This window comes from Halorubrum rutilum (assembly GCF_042665015.1).
GTDB lineage: Archaea > Halobacteriota > Halobacteria > Halobacteriales > Haloferacaceae > Halorubrum > Halorubrum rutilum.
Genome location: NZ_JBHTBL010000011.1, coordinates 23,933 through 42,475, shown reverse-complemented (window position 1 = coordinate 42,475; position 18,543 = coordinate 23,933). Strand labels below are relative to the sequence as shown.

Below are 18,543 nucleotides of genomic sequence, written 5' to 3'. Positions count from 1 at the left end.
CGGTCACGGGTCCCCTCCGTCGACGGCCTCGGTCGCCCACTCCTCCCCGGCGTACGCCATCTCCCAGAACGCGAGTTCGAGGCGGGCGCTCGTGAGGAACGCCTCGCGCATCGCCTCTCGGTGTTCGGGGTACGTCTCCCCGTAGTCGTCGAGGAGGTCGCCAATCGACGCGGTCTCGGCGCGGAACGCGTCGCTCGTGTACGTCTCGATGAACGGCGTGTACCGGTGCTCAGCGTCGGCGAGCTCCGCCATGTGGTCCGCCACGTCGAGATACCCTCGCATGCAGGGGAAAAGCGCCGCGACCGCGACCGGGACGGGCCGCTCGTACGCCGTCCGAACGAGGAAGCTCGTGTACGCCTCGCAGGTCGGGCGCTTCCGGACGGCGGCTAACTCGTCCGGCGTGACGCCGTACTCGCCGGCGAACGACCGGTGGAGGTCGAGCTCCTCGTTCAACACGGCGTCCGCCCCGCCGAGGAGCGTCGCCATCGCCGCCTCGTCCCTCGCCTTCGCGCCCGCGACGGCGTACGTCCGGGCGTAGTCGAAGAGGTACCGGTAGTCCTGTTCGAGCCACCGGCGGAACGCCGCCTCGTCGAGGTCGCCGGCGGCCAGCTCGCGGACGAACGGGTGCTCGAACTGGGCCGCCCAGATGTCCGCCCCCGCCGCCAGCAGGTCGTCGCTGAACGCCATGGGCGCCCCCTCGGCGCGCCGGCGTATAAGTCTGTGGTATTACTTACTAATCACCGTCCGCGAGCGCCAGGCGCAGCCCGTCGCTCGCGACCTCGACCTCGCCCTCGAACCCCGCCTCGCGGACGCTCCGAGCCATCTCGCGCTCCCGGCCGCCCGTGTGCGGGTAGAGGTGCGACAGGAGGAGCGTGTCGACGTCGACGCCCGCGAGCGACTCGCCGAGCGCCGTGGGGTTCGGGTGGTTCGACACGTCGGTGCCGTCCGGGAACGAGCAGTCGTGGACGAGGACCTCGCTCCCGTCGGCGAACGACGCCATCCCCGCGAACGCCTCGGTGTCGCCCGAGAGCGTGAGCGGGCCGTCCGCGGGATCCGCGTCGGAACTCGGGGGCGAGAACCGGTAGGCGAGCCCGTCCATCGAGTGGCGCGTCTCGCGCGCGGCGACGCCGAACCCGGCCGCCGCGAAGGGACGCGCCGCCGACACCTCCCGGACCGCGAGGTCGACCCGCCCGTCGAGGTAGTCGTGGACGTCGAGGAGCCCGTCGACGAGCGACTTCGTTCCCGCCGGACCGACCACTTCGAGGTGCTCGGCCCCCGCGAGCCACCGCGCTTTCAGCAGGGGGAGGAGCGCTGCGACGTGGTCGAGGTGGTGGTGCGTGAGGAGGACGGTCGAGGCGCCCTCGTAGCCGGTGTCGGTGGCCGCGAGCCGCTGGAGGACGCCGCTGCCGCAGTCGACGAGCAGCGAGCGGTCGCCGTCGTCGAGGAGGTAGCCCGCCTGCGCGCGGTCGGGGACGGGCATCGCGCTGCCGGAGCCGAGGACGGTGAGCTCCATGCGAGTCACTTGATCAGGAACACCGGGACGCTCGCGTCGTCGGCGACGCGGTCGGAGACGCTGCCGAGCGACCGGATCCGCTCGCGGGGCGACTTCCCCTCCGGGCTCATCACGATCACGTCGATCCCGCGCTCGTCGGCGTACGAGACGATCTCCGTGTCGGGCGTCCCCCGCACGACGCTCGTCTCGACGGCGAGGCCCGCCGCCTCGGCGCGCTCGGCGACGGCGCCCACCGCCTCCCGCCCCTGCGCCTCCAGGTCCTCGACGATCTCGTCGTGGAGGTCGCCCGAGTTCGCCGTCGCGATCCGTCGGTCGACCACGTACAGCGCGTGGACCGTCGCGTCGTGGTCGCTCGCCAGCCGCAGGGCGTGATCGAGCGCGCGGTCGACCGCCTCGCTCCCGTCCGTCGGCACCAGGATCTCGTCGTACATACCCGACGGTTTGACGGGCGGCCCATTAACGATGGGGCCTCGCGCTCGGAGATCGAGACGGCGGTCGATCGGATCAAAAGCGGATCCGACTGGCCCCGTCGAAACCCCTCGCCGACGTGGTACGAAACCGACCGCGAGCGACGGGGAGCATCGAGGATAAAGGACGATGCGGTCGGCGCGTGCCTCCGAGCGCCCAGCGGGCGCGAGGAGCACGCGCGAGGGACGCGGCGACCGAAGGGAGCCGCGAGGCTGGGGAGGCGTGAGGCCGCGGTCTCGTGAGCGACCGGAGGGAGCGAGCGAGAGCACGGAAGTCGCAGCCCGCGCAGCGAACGGAGTGAGCGAGCAGGAACGTCTTCCGGCGGTGCTGTGCGGTCGGGTGGGACTCAAAGGGGCAGCCGGGAGGACGAAGCACGGCGCAGTAAGCACCACAGCGAGGGAGCGAACGAAGTGAGCGACCGAGCGAGGAGCGCAGCAAGCCGCGCGAGTCCTCCCGGCTGGGGCTTTGGAGGTGTTCTCCGGCGTCGAGTCACTGATCGCGCACAGCCGGGCGGCCGGGACTTCTAGGGTGTTCACCGTAGAGCGAGCGGTCACGTACGAACGACCGCTCGACCGATTCGCGCTCCGATTCCTCTCTCAACCAGGAGTCACCGCACGGTGACCGGCCGTTTCAGACGAGGACCCATCCGAGGAGGCGGACCGTAACGGAACCCGTTTTATTTCCTATTCGACGCGCCACTCGCCGCCGAGCTCGTGGCGCCGCATCGACGTCGCCTCGCCGTCGCGGAAGACGCTCACGCGCCCCGTCTCCTCGCTCAGCGTCACCGTCGCCACGACCTCCGGGCGCACCGAGGTCTCGATCGCGCTCATGTGTCGCGACCCCATCCACGGCTCGTACGCCACGTCGTCGACGAGGTCGGACTCCCCGCTCCGGGTGCCGAGGTCGCGGAACCGGACCATCTGCGCCTCGATCTCGCCGTCGACGGCGACGACGATCCCGCCGTCCTGCTCGACGCTCACCGTCCCGACGGCGTCGACGAACGCCCCCTCGTCGAACACGGACGCGCAGCCCTCCCGCGGCCAGCGGTTGTCGCCCATCGGGTCGGCGTACTCGCCGTAGTCGCGGTCGGCGACGACCGCGAAGTACAGCCCCGGCCCCTTGACGTGCGGCTCCTCCCACCCGTCGAACGCGACGCTGACGTGCTCGGCGCAGTAGGTCAGCCGGTCGACGACCTCACGGACGCGCTCGTGGTCGCCGTACTCGATCGCCAGCCGACTCATTCGCCCCCCTCGCCGTGCCGCCCGTGACGCTCCTGAACGCTCATACCGGAGAGAGGCGACGGGCGTATTTAAGCGACACCGAGTCGCGTCGGGGAGTCACCCCCGCGGCGAGTCATCCCCACGGCGAGAACACCCGCGCGTCGAACCGGTCCGCGCGGACGAGCCCGAGGCCGAACGCGGCGGCGACGGCGACCGGCAGGGGGTTCCCGTACCAGAGGTTGATGCCGCCCCAGAGGATCACGAAGCTCACCATGTCGTCGAGCATGAACTCGCAGTCGCGCAGCCGGTCGCGGAGCGTCGTCCCCGCGAACGCGCGGTCGAGGGTGACGACCGCGACCGTCGCCGACACCACCCAGCCGGCGTAGTTCGAGAGCGGGACGCCGTAGAAGCTCCCGCCGCCGAAGCTCCAGAAGCCGAGCGCGACCGCGCCCGGGTCGAGCACCACGTCCATCGCGACGACCGCGGCGATCACCGTCGCCAGCCGGAGCCAGCCGTTCGACGCCCGCGAGCCGAGGAGGAGGAGGCAGAGCAGGTAGGCGTTGACCACGAGCGGGATGAAGAAGACCGGGAGCGCGACCGGCACGCCGGCGAGCATCGGCCCGAGGTCCACGGTGTACTCGAAGCTCCCGTACGGCCAGCCCGTGGCGACGCCGACCAGCTCGACGGCGTAGGTGTACGCGATCAGGACGCCGACCCACCCGACCGCGCGCCGGTCGATCGCGGGGAGGGTCCCGACGACGAGCGGCGAGCGCATCACCAGCACGCCGAACAGCACGAACCACGGGTGGAAGGCGAACGGCTCCGGCACCCACCCCTCCGCGCTGCCGACTAAGGCGAGCGCGCCGACGAGCGGGAACAACACGGCGATGGTGAACCGGTTCTCGCGGACGGTCCGGTCGAGCAGGGCCTCCGCGCCGCGGCGGGTGTCGGGGAGCCGCGCGCGGAGCGCGTCGACGCCGCCTACGGTCGACCCGGTCGACTCCGGCGACCCCGCCGAGCCGGCCGACCCGTCCGGGTCGCTCACGCGAGCACCTCCGTGACCGGGTAGACGCGCCAGAGGCCGCCCATCGCCAGCAGGGTTCCGACGGCGGTGTTCAGCGCCGGGAACCACCAGTACGCGCGGTCGACCGACACCGACGAGGCGGCGACCCACGCGACGAAGACCGGGTAGACGCCGAGCAGCGCGCCGAGCCGGAGGTCGACCGCGGCGAACGCGGCCGCGGCGGCCGCCCAGCAGGCGAAGCAGTAGGCGTACGTCCGCCCCTCGCCGAGCAGCGTCGCCGTCGTCCGGATCCCGGCGGCGCGGTCGGGCTCGATGTCGGGGATCGCGGAGAACGTGTGCATCCCCATCGTCCAGAGCCACGCCCCCGCGAGCGCCGCGAGCGGCGGGTGGGCGCCCGCGACGGTCGCGTACGCGGCCGCGCCGGGCAGGATGTAGAGGCCGTTCGAGACGGAGTCGAGGAACGGCGTCGTCTTGAACCGCACCGGCGGGGCGCTGTAGCCGACCGACAGCAGGAGGAAGCCGGCGAGGTACGGCCACGCGACCCGCGGCGTGAGCGCGAAGGTCGCGAGCCCCGCCAGCGCCGACGCGAGCACCGCGACCGAGACGAGCCGGTCCCCCTGCCAGCGCGCCTCGCGCTCCTCCTTCTTCGGGTTCAGCTCGTCGATGTCGGCGTCGAACGCGTCGTTGACGCCGTAGAGGAACACGTTCGCGGGCACGAGGAAGTACGCCGCCAGCGCCACCGTGGTCGGCGTGAACAGCCCGCTCACGTCGCCGATCCCGTACGTGACGCCGACCGCGACGGGGCCCGCGAGGTACAGCCAGAAGCGCGGCCGCGACAGCACCAGCAGGTACCGGAGGTCGGCGGCGATCGACCGTCGGTCGGCGTCGGTCGCTGTGTCGGTCACGGCGTTCCTCACGTCGGCTTCGAGACCGCCTCGGCCGTTATCTGCCCGCTGATGAGACACATCGGGACCCCGATGCCGGGCGTCGTCGTCGACCCCGTGAAGTAGAGCCCGTCGACCGCGTCGGACTCGTGGGACGGCCGGAGCAGCGAGGTCTGTCGCAGCGTGTGCGCCAGCCCGAGCGCGCTCCCGCGGTAGCTGTTGTAGCGGTCGGCGAAGTCGTCGACGCAGAACGTCTCCTCGAAGACGATCCGGTCGCGCAGCTCCGTCCCGGTGTTTTCCGCGACGTCGTCCAACACGAGGTCGCGGTACTCCTCGCGCAGCTCGGGGGTGTCCTCCAGCCCGGGCGCGATGGGGACCAGCGCGAAGAGGTTGCTGTGGCCCTCGGGCGCCACGGTGTCGTCGGTCTCGGAGGGGACGCAGAGGTAGTAGGCGGGGTCGTCGGGCCACGAGGGGTCGTCGAAGATCTGTTCGAAGTGCCCGTCCCAGTCGGTCGGTAGCACGAGCGTGTGGTGTTCGAGTTCCGGCACGTCGCCCTCGACGCCGAGGTACAGCAGGAACGCCGAGGGGGCGTACGTCCGCGACTCCCAGTACTCCTCGGCGTACTGCCGCTTGCGCGGCGGGAGCAGCTCCTGCTCGGTGTGCGCGTAGTCGGCGTCGGAGACGACGACGTCCGAGAGGTAGCGCTCCCCGTCGGCGGTGTCGACCGCGAACCCGCCGTAGCGCCCCTCGATCCCCGTCACCTCGGCGTCGGTGACGTACTCCACGCCGAGGTCGGCGCCGAGCTCGGCGATCCCGTCGACGACGGCGCCGATCCCGCCCTCGGGGTAGTAGACGCCCATGTTGTAGTCCACGTGGCTCATCAGGTTGTACAGCGCCGGCGTGTTGTACGGCGAGCCGCCGAGGAAGACGAGGGTGTACTGCATCAGCTGCTGGAGCTTCGGGTGGTCGAAGTAGCTCTCGACGTGCCCCTGCATCTTCCCGAGCAGCGAGAGCCCCCACGAGTACCGGAGCACGTCTTTGTCCACGTAGTCGCGGAGTCGGGGGCGGTCCTCGTAGACGAAGTGCTCCATCCCGATCTCGTAGGTGCGCTCCGACTCCTCCAGGTAGGCGTCGAACGCGTCGCCCGCGCCGGGCTCGTACTCCTCGAACAGCTCGCGGTTCGCCTCGCGGTCCGGGAGCACGTCGACCATGTCGCCGTCCTTCCAGAACACGCGGTAGTGCGGGTCGAGCCGCTCCAGCTCGTAGAACTCGTCCGGCGACCGGCCGAAGTGGCCGAAGAAGCGCTCGAACACGTCCGGCATCAGGTACCACGAGGGGCCCATGTCGAACCGGAAGCCGTCGGCCTCGAGTCGGCTCGCCCGCCCGCCGAGCTGCTCGTTCTTCTCCAACAGGGTCACGTCCGCGCCGGCGTCCGCGAGGTAACACGCGGTCGAGAGGCCGCCGAACCCGCCGCCGATCACGACGACGGACTCGCCGGCCGCGGCGTCGATGTCCGGGGCCACGTCCATGGGGGATCGTAGGGGCGGCGACGGTATAAATACCGGCCAGACGCGGCGACGGCGGCCCGGTCTCCGGCCGCGGCGCGGGCCCGCCGGCGCCGCGAGTGAGTACGCCTAAGTCGCGGCCGCCCCTACCGATCCCCATATGGAACCGACGGTCGCGATCACCGGCGCAACGAGCGGGATCGGGCGGGCTGTGGCCGAGGCGTTCGTCGAGGCGGGGGCGTTCGTCGCCGTCTCCGGCCGCGACGGCGACGCCGTCGATCGGACCGTCGCGGAGCTGAACGGTGAGGACGGCGACGGGGACGACGGCGACGGCAGTTCCGACGGTCCCGGAGACGGCGCCGGGGACGCCGAGAGCGCCGGGGATGCCGCGGACGCCGATGACGCCGATGACGCTCCCGACGCCCCCGACACGGCCGGCACCGCCTGGGGCGAACGCGTCGACGTCCGCGACGAGTTCGACCTCGAACGCTTCTTCCAGCGGGCCGCCCGCGAGGGCGGTCCGATCGACGTCGTGCTCGCGAACGCCGCGGTCTTCCACGGCGCGCCCGGCGGGCGGCCGACGGACGAGGTCTCGTACGCCGACTACGACGACACCATGCGCACCAACGCCCGCGGCGTCTTCGCGACGATCGGCGAAGCGGTCCCGCACCTCGCCGACGGCGCGCGGGTGATCGTTCCCTCCGGGTCGGTCGCGCACGAGTCGACGCCCGGGATGGGGGCGTACGCGGTCTCGAAGGCCGCGGCCGAGGCGGTCGCGCGGGGATTCGCCGCCGACCTCGACGCGGCGGTCGGCGTCGTCGACCCCGGGCTCGTCGCGACCGACCTCACCGGGAAGGAGCGCGCCCGCGACCCCGAGAGCGTCGCGCCGCTGTTCGTCTGGGCGGCCACCGAGGCGCCCGCCGAGGACCTGAACGGGGAGCGGCTCGGGCTCCGCGAGTGGAAGTCGGCGACGCGGTAGGTGCCCTCCGAAACCCGGTGGTGCGGTCTCAGACCTCCTCGACCCGCGACGCGAGGTCGGGCGCGGGCCGCTCCGCCGCCACCGCGGCGACCGCGTCCATGAACGCCGTCCGGTAGCTCGCCGGTCCCGCCGGGTCGGACGCCGCGGCGCGCTCCCCGGCCAGGCCGTACGCCGCGCACGCGGCGAGCGCGGCCTCGGTCGTCGACGCCGGCGCCCCGTCGCCCTCGCCGACGACCGCCGCGAACGTCCCGAGGGTGCTCGCGAGCATGCAGCCCGAGCCGACGAACGACCCCATGCGCTCGTGGCCGGCCGTCACCCCGAAGGCGCGCTCGCCGTCGGCGACGACGTCGGTCGGGCCGGACGCGACGACGACGGCCCCGGTCTCCGCGGCGAGCGCCCGCGCCGCGTCCGCGACGTTGGCGTCGCCCTCGTCGACCGACTCCACGCCCCGGACCGCCGCCTCCTCTCCGGCGAGCCCGCGGACCTCGCCGACGTTCCCCTTGATCGCGTCGAACGCGACCGCGTCGAGCAGCCGCCCCGCCGACTCGACGCGGTGCGGAGTCGCGCCGTATCCCACCGGGTCGAGGACGACCGGGACCCCGGCCTCGTTCGCCGACCGCCCCGCGTCGACCATGGCGCCGATGTCGGGCCGCGACGCGGTTCCGGTGTTGATCACGACCGCGTCCGCGCCGGCGGCCATGTCGCCCGCCTCCGCCGGCGCGTCGGCCATCACCGGGAGCCCGCCCCAGTGGAGCGTGACGTTCGCGGTCTCGCTCGTCGTCACGGCGTTCGTGAGGTGGTGCACCAGCGGCGAGGCCGCCCCGACCGCCGACAGCGCGTCGGCGACGAGCGCGCCGTCGATCGGGGCGTCGGTCGGATCGTCGGTCGTCGGGTCGCCGGTCGTCAGGTCGTCGCCCGTCGGCTCACCGCTCATCTCCTCCCCGCCCGTCTGCTCACCGCGCATCGTCGACCACCTCCCGGAGCGCCGCCGTCGCCGCGCGCGGGTCGTCCGCGGCCGTGATCGCCGAGACGACGGCGACCCCGGTCGCGCCCGCCGCCGCGACCGCACCCGCGTTGTCGGCGTCGATCCCGCCGATCCCGATCACCGGAAGGTCGACGGCCTCCGCGATCTCCCGGATCCGGTCCGTCCCGATCCCGTCCTTCGCGTCCGGCACGTCCTTCGTCCCCGTCCCGTACACCGCCCCGACGCCGACGTAGTCGGCCCCCGCCTCCGCGGCCGCCCGCGCCTCGCCGACCGTCGACGTCGAGCGTCCCACGACCGCCTCCTCGCCGAGCCGCTCGCGCGCCACCGCGACCGGGAGGTCGGACTGGCCGAGGTGGACGCCGTCGGCGTCGACCGCGCCGGCGATGTCGACCCGGTCGTTGACGAGCAGCGGGACGCCGGCGTCGGCCGTGAGCTCGCGGAGCCGTCGGCCGAGTTCGTACCGCTCCGCGTCGCTCACGCCCTTCTCGCGGAGCTGCACGGCGTCGACGCCGCCGTCGAGCGCCGCCTCGACGATCGCCTCGGTGTCGCGGCCCGCCGACCGACTCCCCTGCGTCACGAGGTACGTCCGCCACTCCTTGGGATTCATTGGTGATACCTTCTGGTGGTCGCCGTGAAAAGCTGTCGTTCGCGCGGCGGCTCCGGGTCGGTCGCCGCGGGTCCCGGCGGCCTGCCGAGGTGAACAGACCCAAGCCGCCCCGGTCCGTACCGCAGTCGATGCGATCACGACTCCGGGCGGCGGCCCTCCGGCTCCGCGTCGCCCTCTCCCGGATCGGGTCGGCGGCGGCCGGCGGCCTCGACCGCGCCGGCGTCATCGACCGAGACCGGCTCGGCGAGACGCTCGACCTGGCGTGGCCCCGGATCGTCACCGGGTTCGCGATCATGTCGAAGAACACGGTGGACCTGGCGGTCGTCGGGATCGCCCTGGGGGCGCCGTCCGTCGCCGGGCTGGCGTTCGCGTTCGCCTACTGGCAGCTCGCGAAGTTCGTCTCCATCGGGCTCGCCGGCGGGACGGTGTCGCTCGTCTCGCAGAACTACGGCGGCGGCGAGGGCGGCCGCGCCGCGCTCGTCGTCAAGGGGTCGCTCCTCGTCGCGCTGGCGCTCGTCGCCCCCATCGTCGTCGGCCTCGTCGCCCTCGCGGAGCCGCTGATCGCGCTCGTCGGCGGCGAGGGGACCGCGCTCCGGGCCGGCACCGTCTACCTCGTCGTCACCGCGCCGGCGCTCGCCTTCGAGTTCTTCAACATGATCGCGAGCCGCACCTACGCCGGCGTCGGCGACACGTTCACGCCGATGGTGGTCCGGGCCGGCGGCGCCCTCCTCAACGTCGTCCTCACGGTCTGGCTCGTGCTCGGCGTCGGCCTCGGCGTGCTCGGCGCGGCGCTCGGCACCGCCGTCTCCATCGCCGCGGTCGGAGTCGCGCTCTCGTGGGGGATGACCGGCCGGTCGTACTTCGGCCGCGGCGCCTCGCCGGTCCCGATCGGGCGCGCCGGGCCGTGGGTCGACGCCGGCCTGATCCGGCAGCTCCTCCGGGTCTCCGCGCCCCTGATCGGGCGCCGCGTGGCCGAGGGGGTCGCCGTCTTCCCGCTGTTGTGGGTCGCCTCCTCGTTCGGCTCCGCGACCGTCGCGGCCCTCGAAGTCGGCCGCCGCGTCCGGGCGCTGCTCGGGAGCTTCAGCTGGGGCTTCTCCATCGCCGCGAGCACGCTCGTCGGCCAGCGGCTCGGCGCGGGCGAGGAGGCGCTCGCGACCGAGTACGGCCGCGACGTGATCCGGCTGTCGGCGGTCGTCTACGTGGCCGCGTCCGCGGTCGTCGCCGTCGCGGCCGACCCGATCGCCGGCGTGTTCGTCGACGACCCGGCCGCCGTGGCCGCGACCGCCGCCTTCGTCGTCGTCGCCGCGGTCTCGGCGATCCCGCTCGGCGTCGACGGCTCCGTGACCGGGTCGCTCCGGGGCGCGGGCGACACCCGGTGGCCCTTCCTCGCGTCGATGGTCGGGCTGTACGTCGTCGCGCTCCCGGCCGCGCTGCTCGGGCTGGCGACGCCGCTCGGCGTCGGCGGGCTGTACGCGGCGGTGATCGCGGAGAAGCTGGTGCCGGCCGGACTCAACCTCTCGCGGTTCCGGTCGGACCGGTGGCAGGCCGTCAGTCGACAGTACCGGCCGGACGCGGCCGAGGGCGACGCGTCGACGGAGTGAGGGCGTTCGCCGCGGCGGCCCTACTCCCCGTCGACGGCCGATTCGAGGACCTCGACGCTGCCGGTGAGCTGCCGGTGGACGTACGGCATGTCGATGCCGGCCTCGTCGAACGCCTCCTTCACCGCGGTGACGTACTCGGAGCGCACGCGGACGAAGTCGCCGCGGTCGGGGTCGGCGATCCACCAGCGCGACTGGAGCCCCACGGCCGAGTCGCCGAGCTCGACGAGCCGGACCGAGACGCCCGGGTCGTCGAGGATCTCCCCGTGGGCCTCGGCCTCCTCGACGATGATGTCCGTCGCCTCGGCGATGTCGTCGTCGTAGCCGATCCCGAAGACGAACTTCTGTCTGAGCGTGTCGTAGGCGACGGGGTTCGTGACGGCGCTGTTCGCGAGGTCGCCGTTCGGCACCGTGACCAGCTCGTTGTCGAACGTCCGGACGCGCGAGACCCGCAGGTCGATCTCCTCGACGCGGCCTGACTCCCCGTCCCACTCGATCCAGTCGCCGACCTCGAACGGCTTGTCCTTGAGGATGAACACGCCGGCGACGAAGTTGCCGAGGAGGTCCTGCGCCGCGAAGCCGACGGCGAGCGCGATGGCGCCGCCGAACACCGCGAACGCCGAGAGGAAGCTCCCGTAGCCGGCCACGGCGAAGCCGATCGCGATCGCGGCCACCCAGACGACGGCGTTGAGGACGTTCGTCCCGAGGCTCAACACGGCCTCGTCGAACCCGCGCGACCGGACGACCCGCCGAAGCCCGGGGATCAGGACGAGCTTTCCGAGCAGCAGCACCGCGAGGAAGCCGGCGACGAATCGGAGCGCCGTGGTCGCGATCGCCGCCACGTCGACGGCGTTCGCGATCGCGTCGAGCTGTAAGGGGTACATCGTCCCGTCCTTGCGGCGACTATATAAAGAAGGTACTGGCACCGCGGTTGTTTACGTCCGGTTCGGGAGTCGGACGCTCCGCGTCACGGGCACTCAGTCGCTCCGGACCGCGAGCGGCCCGTCGCCGCGGGCGACCCCGCGCAGCCGCCGCCCGTGGACGTCGCCGTCGCGGATCCGGTCGCGGACCGCCGGCGGGAGCCACGCGTCGCGGTCCGTCGGCGGCGGCGCGGGGTCGACGCCCGCCGGTCGGAGGTCGTCCGGGAGGTATCGGGCGTGGGTCGGGAGCCGCTCGCGCAGGGGCATCCCGCCGGCGTCGGCGACCGCGCGGAGCCCGTCGAGGTCGGGCCACTCGTAGGCGGGGTTGATGTAGTCGTCCGTCACCGGCGAGACGCCCCCGAGGTCGTCGATCCCGCAGTCGACGAGGTCGGCCGCGGGCGAGAGGTTCGGGGGGACCTGGACCGACACCTCGGGCGGGAGCGCCGCGCGCGCCATCGCGACGACCCGGCGCATCGTCGCGAGGTCGGGCCTCGCGAAGTCCGACCGCTCGTTCGGCACGACGTTCTGGACGATCACCTCCTGGACGTGGCCGTGGCGCTCGTGGAGCTCGCGGATCGCCAGCAGGCTCTCCGCGCGGTCGCGCCACCCCTCGCCGATCCCGACCAGGATGCCGGTGGTGAACGGGACCCCCTGCCGGCCCGCCGCCCGGATCGTGTTGAGCCGCTGGCCGGGAGTCTTTCGGCGGCCCCCCGAGTGCGCGTCGACGTCGGCGGTCGTCTCCAGCATGACGCCCATCGAGGCGTTCACCTCCCGCAGGTCGGCGAACCGCGCCTCGGTGAGGTCGCCCGGGTTCGAATGCGGGAGCAGCCCCTCCTCCAAGGCGATCTCGCAGGCCCGGTAGAGGTAGTCGTGGACCGAGTCGAACCCCCACTCGCCGAGCCGGTCGTGAATCGCGGTGTACCGGTCGTCCGGCTCGTCGCCGAAGGTGAACAGCGCCTCCGTGCAGCCGGCGTCGGCGCCGACGCGGCAGCGCTCGCGGACCTCCTCGGGCGAGAGCAGGGAGGCCTCGCCCGGCACGTCGTAGTAGGTGCAGTAGGTGCAGGTGTACCGGCAGGCGGTCGTCAGCGGGACGAAGACGTTCCGCGCGAAGGTGAGGCGGTCGGCGGGCTCGACGTCCGCGGGCGTCACCGAGAGCAGTCGCTCGACCGCCCGCTCGTCGATCGACAGGTCGATCCCGTACTCGTCGGCCGCCGTGAACACGTCCGCACCTCGCGCTCGCGGTTCAAAAAGGATCGCGGTCCCGGATCCGGGCGGGAACCGTCGGCCGGCCCCCTACCCCCGCTCGACGCCGACCCGCCCGTTTCCCGCGTCGAGCGCGAAGCCGGCGTCGCGGAGCCACCGGGCCGCGCGCCCGCCGTCGGCCGCGTCATCGGCTTCCGCGTGGATCAGGAGCTCCGCGAGGTCGGCGGGCTCGTCCACGTCGGTCGCGAGCCGGTGGGAGTCGACGACGGCGACGCTCGCGCCGATCTCCGCGGCGATCCGCCGGTGGTCGAGGTAGGAGGCGCCGTGGTAGTCGACCCGGAACTCGGGGCGGCTCGCGACGAACGCGTTCGTCCCCCCGCCGCGGCCGGGGGCGATCGCGATATCGGCCTCGCGGCCGGCCGCGAACAGCTCCCGGAGCGCTTCCGGGGTGGCGAGGGCGAGGTCGGCCATCGCGACCGCGACGGGCTCCGGGCCGTCCGCGTTCCCCTCGCCGCCGTCGCCTCCCAGCCGCGCGTCCAGCGCCGCGTTCACGGCGTCGGTCAGGGGACGCCCGTCGACCGCGACGGGACACCCCAAGTCGGCGTCGACCGGTCCGGTAGCGAGGACCCGCGGGTCGCCGCCGGCGCCCTCGACGGCGGCGAGCACGTCGCGGAGCATCGCCCGCGCGAACGCCGCCCGCTCGTCGGGGTCGAGGACGGCGGAGAGTCGCGACTTGGGGCGGTCGGTCGAAAAGGGGACGATGACCTCCATCGGGAGGGTCGCCCTAGAACAGGGATTCCAGCTCGTCGCTGTCGTCGCTGACGAGCTCGTCGAGGTTCTCCTCGCTCTCCTCGCGGATCTCGTCTAAGTTGTCCTGCGCCTCGATGGCGACCTGCTGGAGCTCCTTGATCCGCGGGACGTTCGTGACGCCCGCGAGCAGGATCACGGTCGCGACGAAGCCGGCGCCGCGGTACGGGTAGTCCCCGCCCCGGACCTCCATCGAGCCGGTCTGCTCTTCGAGCCACTTGCGGCCGCGCTCGATCCCCTTCCGGTTGAGGTAATCCGGCGGGCCGGCGAGCACGAGCAGCGCGCGCTCCGCGCCCTCGATCTCGCAGGGGAGTGTGAGCCGGCCGAGCGCCGCCTTGCGGACGAGGCTGGTGATGCGGTTGGTCGTGTGCGCGCTGTCGAGCTCGTCCTCGTCCCCGTCGTCGTTGCGCAGCCGCGAGAGCAGGCCGCCGGAGGAGCGCTCCTCCACCTCCTCCTCCGCGTAGCCGACGGTGGAGACGCCCCCGCCGGAGAGCGTGTTGATGATCTCCGAGGAGTCGACGACGCTCTCGGCGACCTCCTGACCCTCCCGGATCTCGCCGGCCCCGAAGAGGATGCCGAACCGCCGGACGATCTCTTCGTTGATCTCCTCGTAGCCGCCCTGGACGGACTCGCCCGTCTTCCGCCAGGCGTCGTTGTCGAACACCATCAGGTTGTCCACCTCGCGGACGAACGTCTGGAACGAGCGGGCCGCGTTGAGGGTGTAGATGCCCCCCTCGTCGCTGCCCGGCAGGATGCCGAGCCCGTAGACGGGCTCGGTGTAGATCCGCTTGAGGTGTTTCGCCAGCACCGGCGCCCCCCCGGAGCCGGTGCCGCCGCCGAGCCCGGCGACGACGAGGAACGCGTCGACCTCGTGGACCGGGATCGAGTCGATCGCGCCCTGGACCTCGTCGATGTCCTCCTCGGCGATCTCCGCGCCGAGCTCGTTGTCCGCGCCGACCCCGTGGCCCTTCACGCGGGACTGGCCGATGAGGACGCGCTGCTCCTCGGTGATGTGTTCGAGTCCCATGAGATCGGCCTTCGCCGTGTTGACGGCGGCGGCCGCGCGGACGATCTCCGACCCCGTCCGCTTGTCGTACTCCAGGAACTTGTCGACGACTTTTCCCCCCGCCTGTCCGAATCCGATCATTGCAAGTTTCATCGTGTGCTCCCTCCGCCTTTGAAATGAACAGAACGTGATGGCATACTTAATCCTTCGGTTGCCGTTACCATCGCTGATATCCGACTGAGTGACACGAACGACCCCGCGCCCTCGGGTCGGCCCGCAGAACCGCCGCCCCGCCTCGCGATCGACCGCGTCATCGGACCCCCAGATGCGCGCCGAGCGTGGTCAGTTCGTCCGGGTCGACGCCGAACGCGGCGACGTCGTTGTCGGCCGTCGTGTTGTCGAACTGTAACGACCGGTACTGGTCGGGCCCCATCGGGAAGCCGGGGACGGCGCCGAGCACCGTCAGCCCGACCTTCGCGAGCGGCATCGGCAGCGGGACGATCGTGACGCCCTTGCGCTCGGCCTCGTACACGAGGTCGGTCACCTGCCGGAGCGTCAGCGTCTCCGGGCCGCCGATCTCGTAGGTCTCGCCGACGTGCTCGTCGCCCTCCAGCGCCGCCACCAGCATCGGGACGAGGTCCTCGACGTGGATCGGCTGGAACCGGGTCTTCCCGCCGCCGGGCAGCGGGTACAGCGGGACGACGGGCGCGAACATCCCCTTCAGCCGCTTCGTGAAGGAGACGAACTCCCCGCCCTCGCCGAAGACGACCGAGGGCCGGAATATCGTCCAGTCGAGGCCGCTCTCCCGGACGATCTCCTCCGCCTGTCCCTTCGCGCGGATGTAGGCGGTGTCGCCGTCGGGGTCGGCCCCGAGCGCGCTCAGTTGGAGGAACCCCTCGACGTCGGCCGCCTCGGCGGCGTCGACGAGGTTCGCCGTCCCGCCGCGGTGGATCCGGTCGTGCATCACGTTGCCGCCCTTCGGCTCGAACAGCGGCGAGAGCGCGACGAGGTTCACCACGGCGTCCTGCCCCTCGACGGCCCCGGCGATCGAGTCGTAGTCCGTGACGTCGCCCGTCGCGACGTCGACCCCGTCCGGCGTCTCTCCGCCCGAGCGGGAGAGGGCCGTCACGTCGTGACCCCCGTCGGCGAGCGCGCGACAGAGGTACGACCCGATGAACCCGGTCCCGCCGGCTACCAATACCTTCATGCACGGCTCAACGCGAGGAACCCCCGTAAACCTACCGCGGCGTCAGACGCCGCCGAGCGGAGCGGTGCCGCGGTTTCGAACCGGCGACCGACCCCGGTCGACCGCGGTGGCCGGCGTCAGTCGACGGGGCGACCGTCCTTCTGTCGGGTCCGCCGCCGTTCTCACTCCGACCCGTCGCCCGGCACGGTCAGCACCGGGACCGGCGAGGTCCGGACCGTGCGCTCCGCGACGCTCCCGAGCAGGTAGCGCTCGACGCCCGTCAGCCCGCGGGTGCCCATGACGACGAGGTCGACGTCGCGGTCCGCGAGGTACGCCCGGATCCCGCGGACCGCCGACGAGCCGACCTCGACGTGCTCGACCGTCTCCACGCCCGCCGCCTCGGCGACGGCGGCGGCCTCGGCGACCGCCTCCTCCGCCGCCGACACGAGCGCGTCGGTGCCCGAGTACGCCTCGGCCCCGACGCTCCCGACGTCGACGACCGAGAGGACGTGGAGCGTCGCGCCGCTCCGCGCCGCCAGCGACGCGGCGCGGTCGACCGCGTCGCCGGCCCGCTCGCTCCCGTCGGTCGGGACGAGGACGTCCCGGTACGGGTACCGCGCCGGCTCGCCGTCCGGCCGGAGGCTGAGCACCGGGACCGTCGACCGGCGCACGACCCGCTCGGTCGTGCTCCCGAGGAGCAGTCGGTCGAGCCCCGTCCGCCCGCGCGTGGGCATCGCGACGAGGTCGACGTCGCGCTCCGCCGCGTACGCGACGATCGTCTCCGCGACGCCGCCCTGGAGCACCGCCGTGACGGTCTCGACGCCGCGGTCCGCGGCCCGCTCCGCGGCCGCCTCCACGACGCCCTCGCCCTCCTCTTCGAGCACGTCGACCACGTCGCGGCCGACCCGCGTGACGCTGTCGTGGGTCGTGTCGGCGACGTTGAGCACGTGGACCGTCGCGTCGTGGTCCGCCGCCAGGTCGAGGACGTGGCCGAACGTCGCCGCCGCGCCCTCGCCGCCGTCGGTCGGGAACAGGATCCGGTCGAACATGGGCGGAGGGTCGCGGTCGACCCGTAAAAAACGCCCGTGCGGCCCCGGGTCGCTTCGCGTCCCACCGTCCGACTCGCTCGCGCCGTCTCGCGTCCCGCCACCCTACTCGCTCGCGCCGCCTCGCGTCTCGCCATCCTACTCGCCGCCGCGCTCGTCGGCGTCGCTCGCGCCGCCGCCCGCTCCGGGGCCGCTCGCGCCCCCGTCTCCGTCGCCCTCGATCCGGTCGATCCGAACCGTCGAGATCCGCGCGCCGTCGACCGCGGTGACCTCGAAGCGGTGCCCGCCGGCCTCGACGACGTCGGCCGCTTCCGGGGTGCGACCGAGCCGGTCCAACACGAGCCCGCCGAGCGTGTCGTAGCCGTTGCCTTCGAGGTCGGTCCCGAGGGCGTCGTTGACGGCGGGGAGGGAGACGGAGCCGTCGGCCTCGTACGCGCCGCCCTCCAGCGCCCGGATCGTGTGCTCGCCGCGGCCGTCGTCGAACTCGTCGCGGAGGTCGCCGACGAGCGCCTCCGTCACGTCCTCGACGGTGACGATCCCCTCGAAGGCGCCCCACTCGTCGACGACGGCGGCCATCTGCCGGCGCTCCTCGCGGAACTGGACGAGGAGGTCGCCGACCGCCGTCGTCTCGGGCACGACGACGAGCTCCCGCGCGAGGTCCGCCGCAGTCGCCGACTCGTCGCCGGCCTCCCCGGCGCGCAGCACGTCCTTCACGTCGACGAAGCCGACCACGCGGTCGGCGTCCTCGTCGGCCACGACCGGGTAGCGGGTGTGGCCCGCCTCCAGCACGGTCTCGCGGATCTCGGGGAGCGCCCGGTCGGCGGCGAGCGTCACCACGTCCGGCCGCGGCACCATCACCTCGCGCACGACGGTGTCGTCGAGCTCGAAGACGCCCTCGATCATGTCGACCTCGGCGGGGTCGATGCGGCCGGCCTCGCCGGAGCGCGCGATGACGCGCCGGATCTCGCGCTCGCCCATCGTCTCGTCGGTCTCCGAGGCGGGCGGGATCCCGATGGCGCGGGTGAAGGCGTTCGCGGCCCCGTTGAAGACGACGATGCCGGGCGAGAAGAGGCGGTAGGCGAGCTTCATCGGCGGGGCGAGCAGCAGCGCCATGCGCTCGGCCCGCGCGATGGCGATCGTCTTCGGCGCCAGCTCGCCGAACACCACGTGGAGGAACGTGACGACGCCGAACGCGATCGCGAACGCGACGAGGCGGACCGCGCTCTCGGGGAGCACCGAGCCGAGCGCCGGCTCGATGAGCGCGGCCACCGCGGGCTCGCCGATCCAGCCGAGCCCGAGCGAGGCGAGCGTGATCCCGAGCTGGGTCGCCGCGAGGTAGTCGTCGAGGCTCCCCATCACGTCCCGGAGCGCCGCCGACCCGGCGCGGCCCTCGGCGGCGAGCCCCTCGACCGACGTCGACCGGACCCGGACGAACGCGAACTCCGAGGCGACGAAGAACCCGTTCAGGGCGACCAGCGCCAGCGCCGCGGCCACCCGAGCGACCGAGACCGCGACGGCTACCATCGGTGCCTCCGTGTCGCCCGCGGCGCGGGGGAGTCGCCGACCATGGCGCCGGTTCGCCGCCCCGCGGT

General features: G+C 73.0%; 18 protein-coding genes. 2 read left to right on the top strand and 16 right to left on the bottom strand.

Translation table 11 applies throughout. The features are described from left to right. Positions 1–3: 3 nt before the first annotated feature. From tenA to ACFQMF_RS11580, 7 genes are all read right to left on the bottom strand, one after another. Positions 4–687 (bottom strand): thiaminase II, encoded by a 684-nt coding sequence (tenA, locus tag ACFQMF_RS11610; RefSeq protein WP_256407960.1) that lies wholly within the window; start codon positions 685–687, stop codon positions 4–6. 46 nt (positions 688–733) lie between these two features. Continuing rightward, a complete protein-coding gene (locus tag ACFQMF_RS11605) occupies positions 734–1,513 on the bottom strand; it encodes an MBL fold metallo-hydrolase (protein ID WP_256407959.1) in 780 nt (259 codons plus the stop codon). A gap of 5 nt (positions 1,514–1,518) precedes the next feature. Next, complete coding sequence (locus ACFQMF_RS11600; RefSeq protein WP_256407958.1) at positions 1,519–1,944, bottom strand: universal stress protein; 426 nt, start codon at positions 1,942–1,944, stop codon at positions 1,519–1,521. A 720-nt stretch (positions 1,945–2,664) separates the two neighbouring features. Next, on the bottom strand, positions 2,665–3,222 hold the full coding sequence (locus tag ACFQMF_RS11595) for a diadenylate cyclase (protein WP_256407957.1): 558 nt from the start codon (positions 3,220–3,222) through the stop codon (positions 2,665–2,667). A 112-nt stretch (positions 3,223–3,334) separates the two neighbouring features. Then, positions 3,335–4,246 carry a bisanhydrobacterioruberin hydratase gene (gene cruF, locus ACFQMF_RS11590; protein ID WP_321169210.1) on the bottom strand — a complete coding sequence of 304 codons (912 nt, stop codon included), beginning with the start codon at positions 4,244–4,246 and terminating at the stop codon, positions 3,335–3,337. Next, on the bottom strand, positions 4,243–5,142 hold the full coding sequence (locus ACFQMF_RS11585) for a prenyltransferase (RefSeq protein ID WP_256407956.1): 900 nt from the start codon (positions 5,140–5,142) through the stop codon (positions 4,243–4,245). The genes cruF and ACFQMF_RS11585 overlap by 4 nt, the downstream gene beginning before the upstream one ends. Next, positions 5,139–6,638 (bottom strand): phytoene desaturase family protein, encoded by a 1,500-nt coding sequence (locus ACFQMF_RS11580; protein ID WP_256407955.1) that lies wholly within the window; start codon positions 6,636–6,638, stop codon positions 5,139–5,141. The genes ACFQMF_RS11585 and ACFQMF_RS11580 overlap by 4 nt, the downstream gene beginning before the upstream one ends. 136 nt (positions 6,639–6,774) lie before the next feature. Between ACFQMF_RS11580 and ACFQMF_RS11575 the strand changes: the two genes are divergently transcribed. Then, the gene (locus tag ACFQMF_RS11575; RefSeq protein WP_256407954.1) at positions 6,775–7,593 is read left to right on the top strand and encodes an SDR family oxidoreductase; all 819 of its coding nucleotides are present in this window, start codon (positions 6,775–6,777) and stop codon (positions 7,591–7,593) included. Positions 7,594–7,621: 28 nt separating this feature from the next. Here the strand turns inward: ACFQMF_RS11575 and thiM are convergent, their stop codons facing one another. Next, the gene (gene thiM / locus ACFQMF_RS11570; protein WP_379792125.1) at positions 7,622–8,527 is read right to left on the bottom strand and encodes a hydroxyethylthiazole kinase; all 906 of its coding nucleotides are present in this window, start codon (positions 8,525–8,527) and stop codon (positions 7,622–7,624) included. Positions 8,528–8,546: 19 nt separating this feature from the next. Next, positions 8,547–9,185: a thiamine phosphate synthase gene (gene thiE, locus ACFQMF_RS11565; RefSeq protein WP_256407952.1), complete on the bottom strand. Its 639-nt coding sequence runs from the start codon at positions 9,183–9,185 to the stop codon at positions 8,547–8,549. A gap of 128 nt (positions 9,186–9,313) precedes the next feature. On the opposite strand from thiE, the gene ACFQMF_RS11560 reads away from it, so the two are divergent. Further along, the gene (locus tag ACFQMF_RS11560) at positions 9,314–10,786 is read left to right on the top strand and encodes an MATE family efflux transporter (protein ID WP_256407951.1); all 1,473 of its coding nucleotides are present in this window, start codon (positions 9,314–9,316) and stop codon (positions 10,784–10,786) included. Between the two features lie 20 nt (positions 10,787–10,806). Here ACFQMF_RS11560 and ACFQMF_RS11555 read toward each other — a convergent pair whose 3' ends face one another. The 7 genes from ACFQMF_RS11555 to ACFQMF_RS11525 all read right to left on the bottom strand — a co-directional run bounded on the left by ACFQMF_RS11555 (position 10,807) and on the right by ACFQMF_RS11525 (position 18,475). Further along, complete coding sequence (locus tag ACFQMF_RS11555; protein WP_256407950.1) at positions 10,807–11,667, bottom strand: mechanosensitive ion channel family protein; 861 nt, start codon at positions 11,665–11,667, stop codon at positions 10,807–10,809. A 93-nt stretch (positions 11,668–11,760) separates the two neighbouring features. Further along, complete coding sequence (gene cofG / locus ACFQMF_RS11550) at positions 11,761–12,924, bottom strand: 7,8-didemethyl-8-hydroxy-5-deazariboflavin synthase subunit CofG (RefSeq protein WP_256407949.1); 1,164 nt, start codon at positions 12,922–12,924, stop codon at positions 11,761–11,763. A 72-nt stretch (positions 12,925–12,996) separates the two neighbouring features. Beyond that, the gene (gene cofC, locus ACFQMF_RS11545; protein ID WP_256407948.1) at positions 12,997–13,677 is read right to left on the bottom strand and encodes a 2-phospho-L-lactate guanylyltransferase; all 681 of its coding nucleotides are present in this window, start codon (positions 13,675–13,677) and stop codon (positions 12,997–12,999) included. Between the two features lie 13 nt (positions 13,678–13,690). Beyond that, entirely contained in the window at positions 13,691–14,872 is a 1,182-nt protein-coding gene (locus ACFQMF_RS11540; protein ID WP_256407947.1) for a tubulin/FtsZ family protein, read from the bottom strand. Between the two features lie 157 nt (positions 14,873–15,029). Next, positions 15,030–15,926, bottom strand: coding sequence for a complex I NDUFA9 subunit family protein (locus tag ACFQMF_RS11535; RefSeq protein ID WP_256407946.1), 897 nt, complete (start codon positions 15,924–15,926; stop codon positions 15,030–15,032). A 161-nt stretch (positions 15,927–16,087) separates the two neighbouring features. Next, on the bottom strand, positions 16,088–16,954 hold the full coding sequence (locus tag ACFQMF_RS11530) for a universal stress protein (RefSeq protein ID WP_256407945.1): 867 nt from the start codon (positions 16,952–16,954) through the stop codon (positions 16,088–16,090). A gap of 135 nt (positions 16,955–17,089) precedes the next feature. Continuing rightward, complete coding sequence (locus tag ACFQMF_RS11525; RefSeq protein ID WP_256407944.1) at positions 17,090–18,475, bottom strand: hemolysin family protein; 1,386 nt, start codon at positions 18,473–18,475, stop codon at positions 17,090–17,092. Positions 18,476–18,543: the final 68 nt, after the last annotated feature.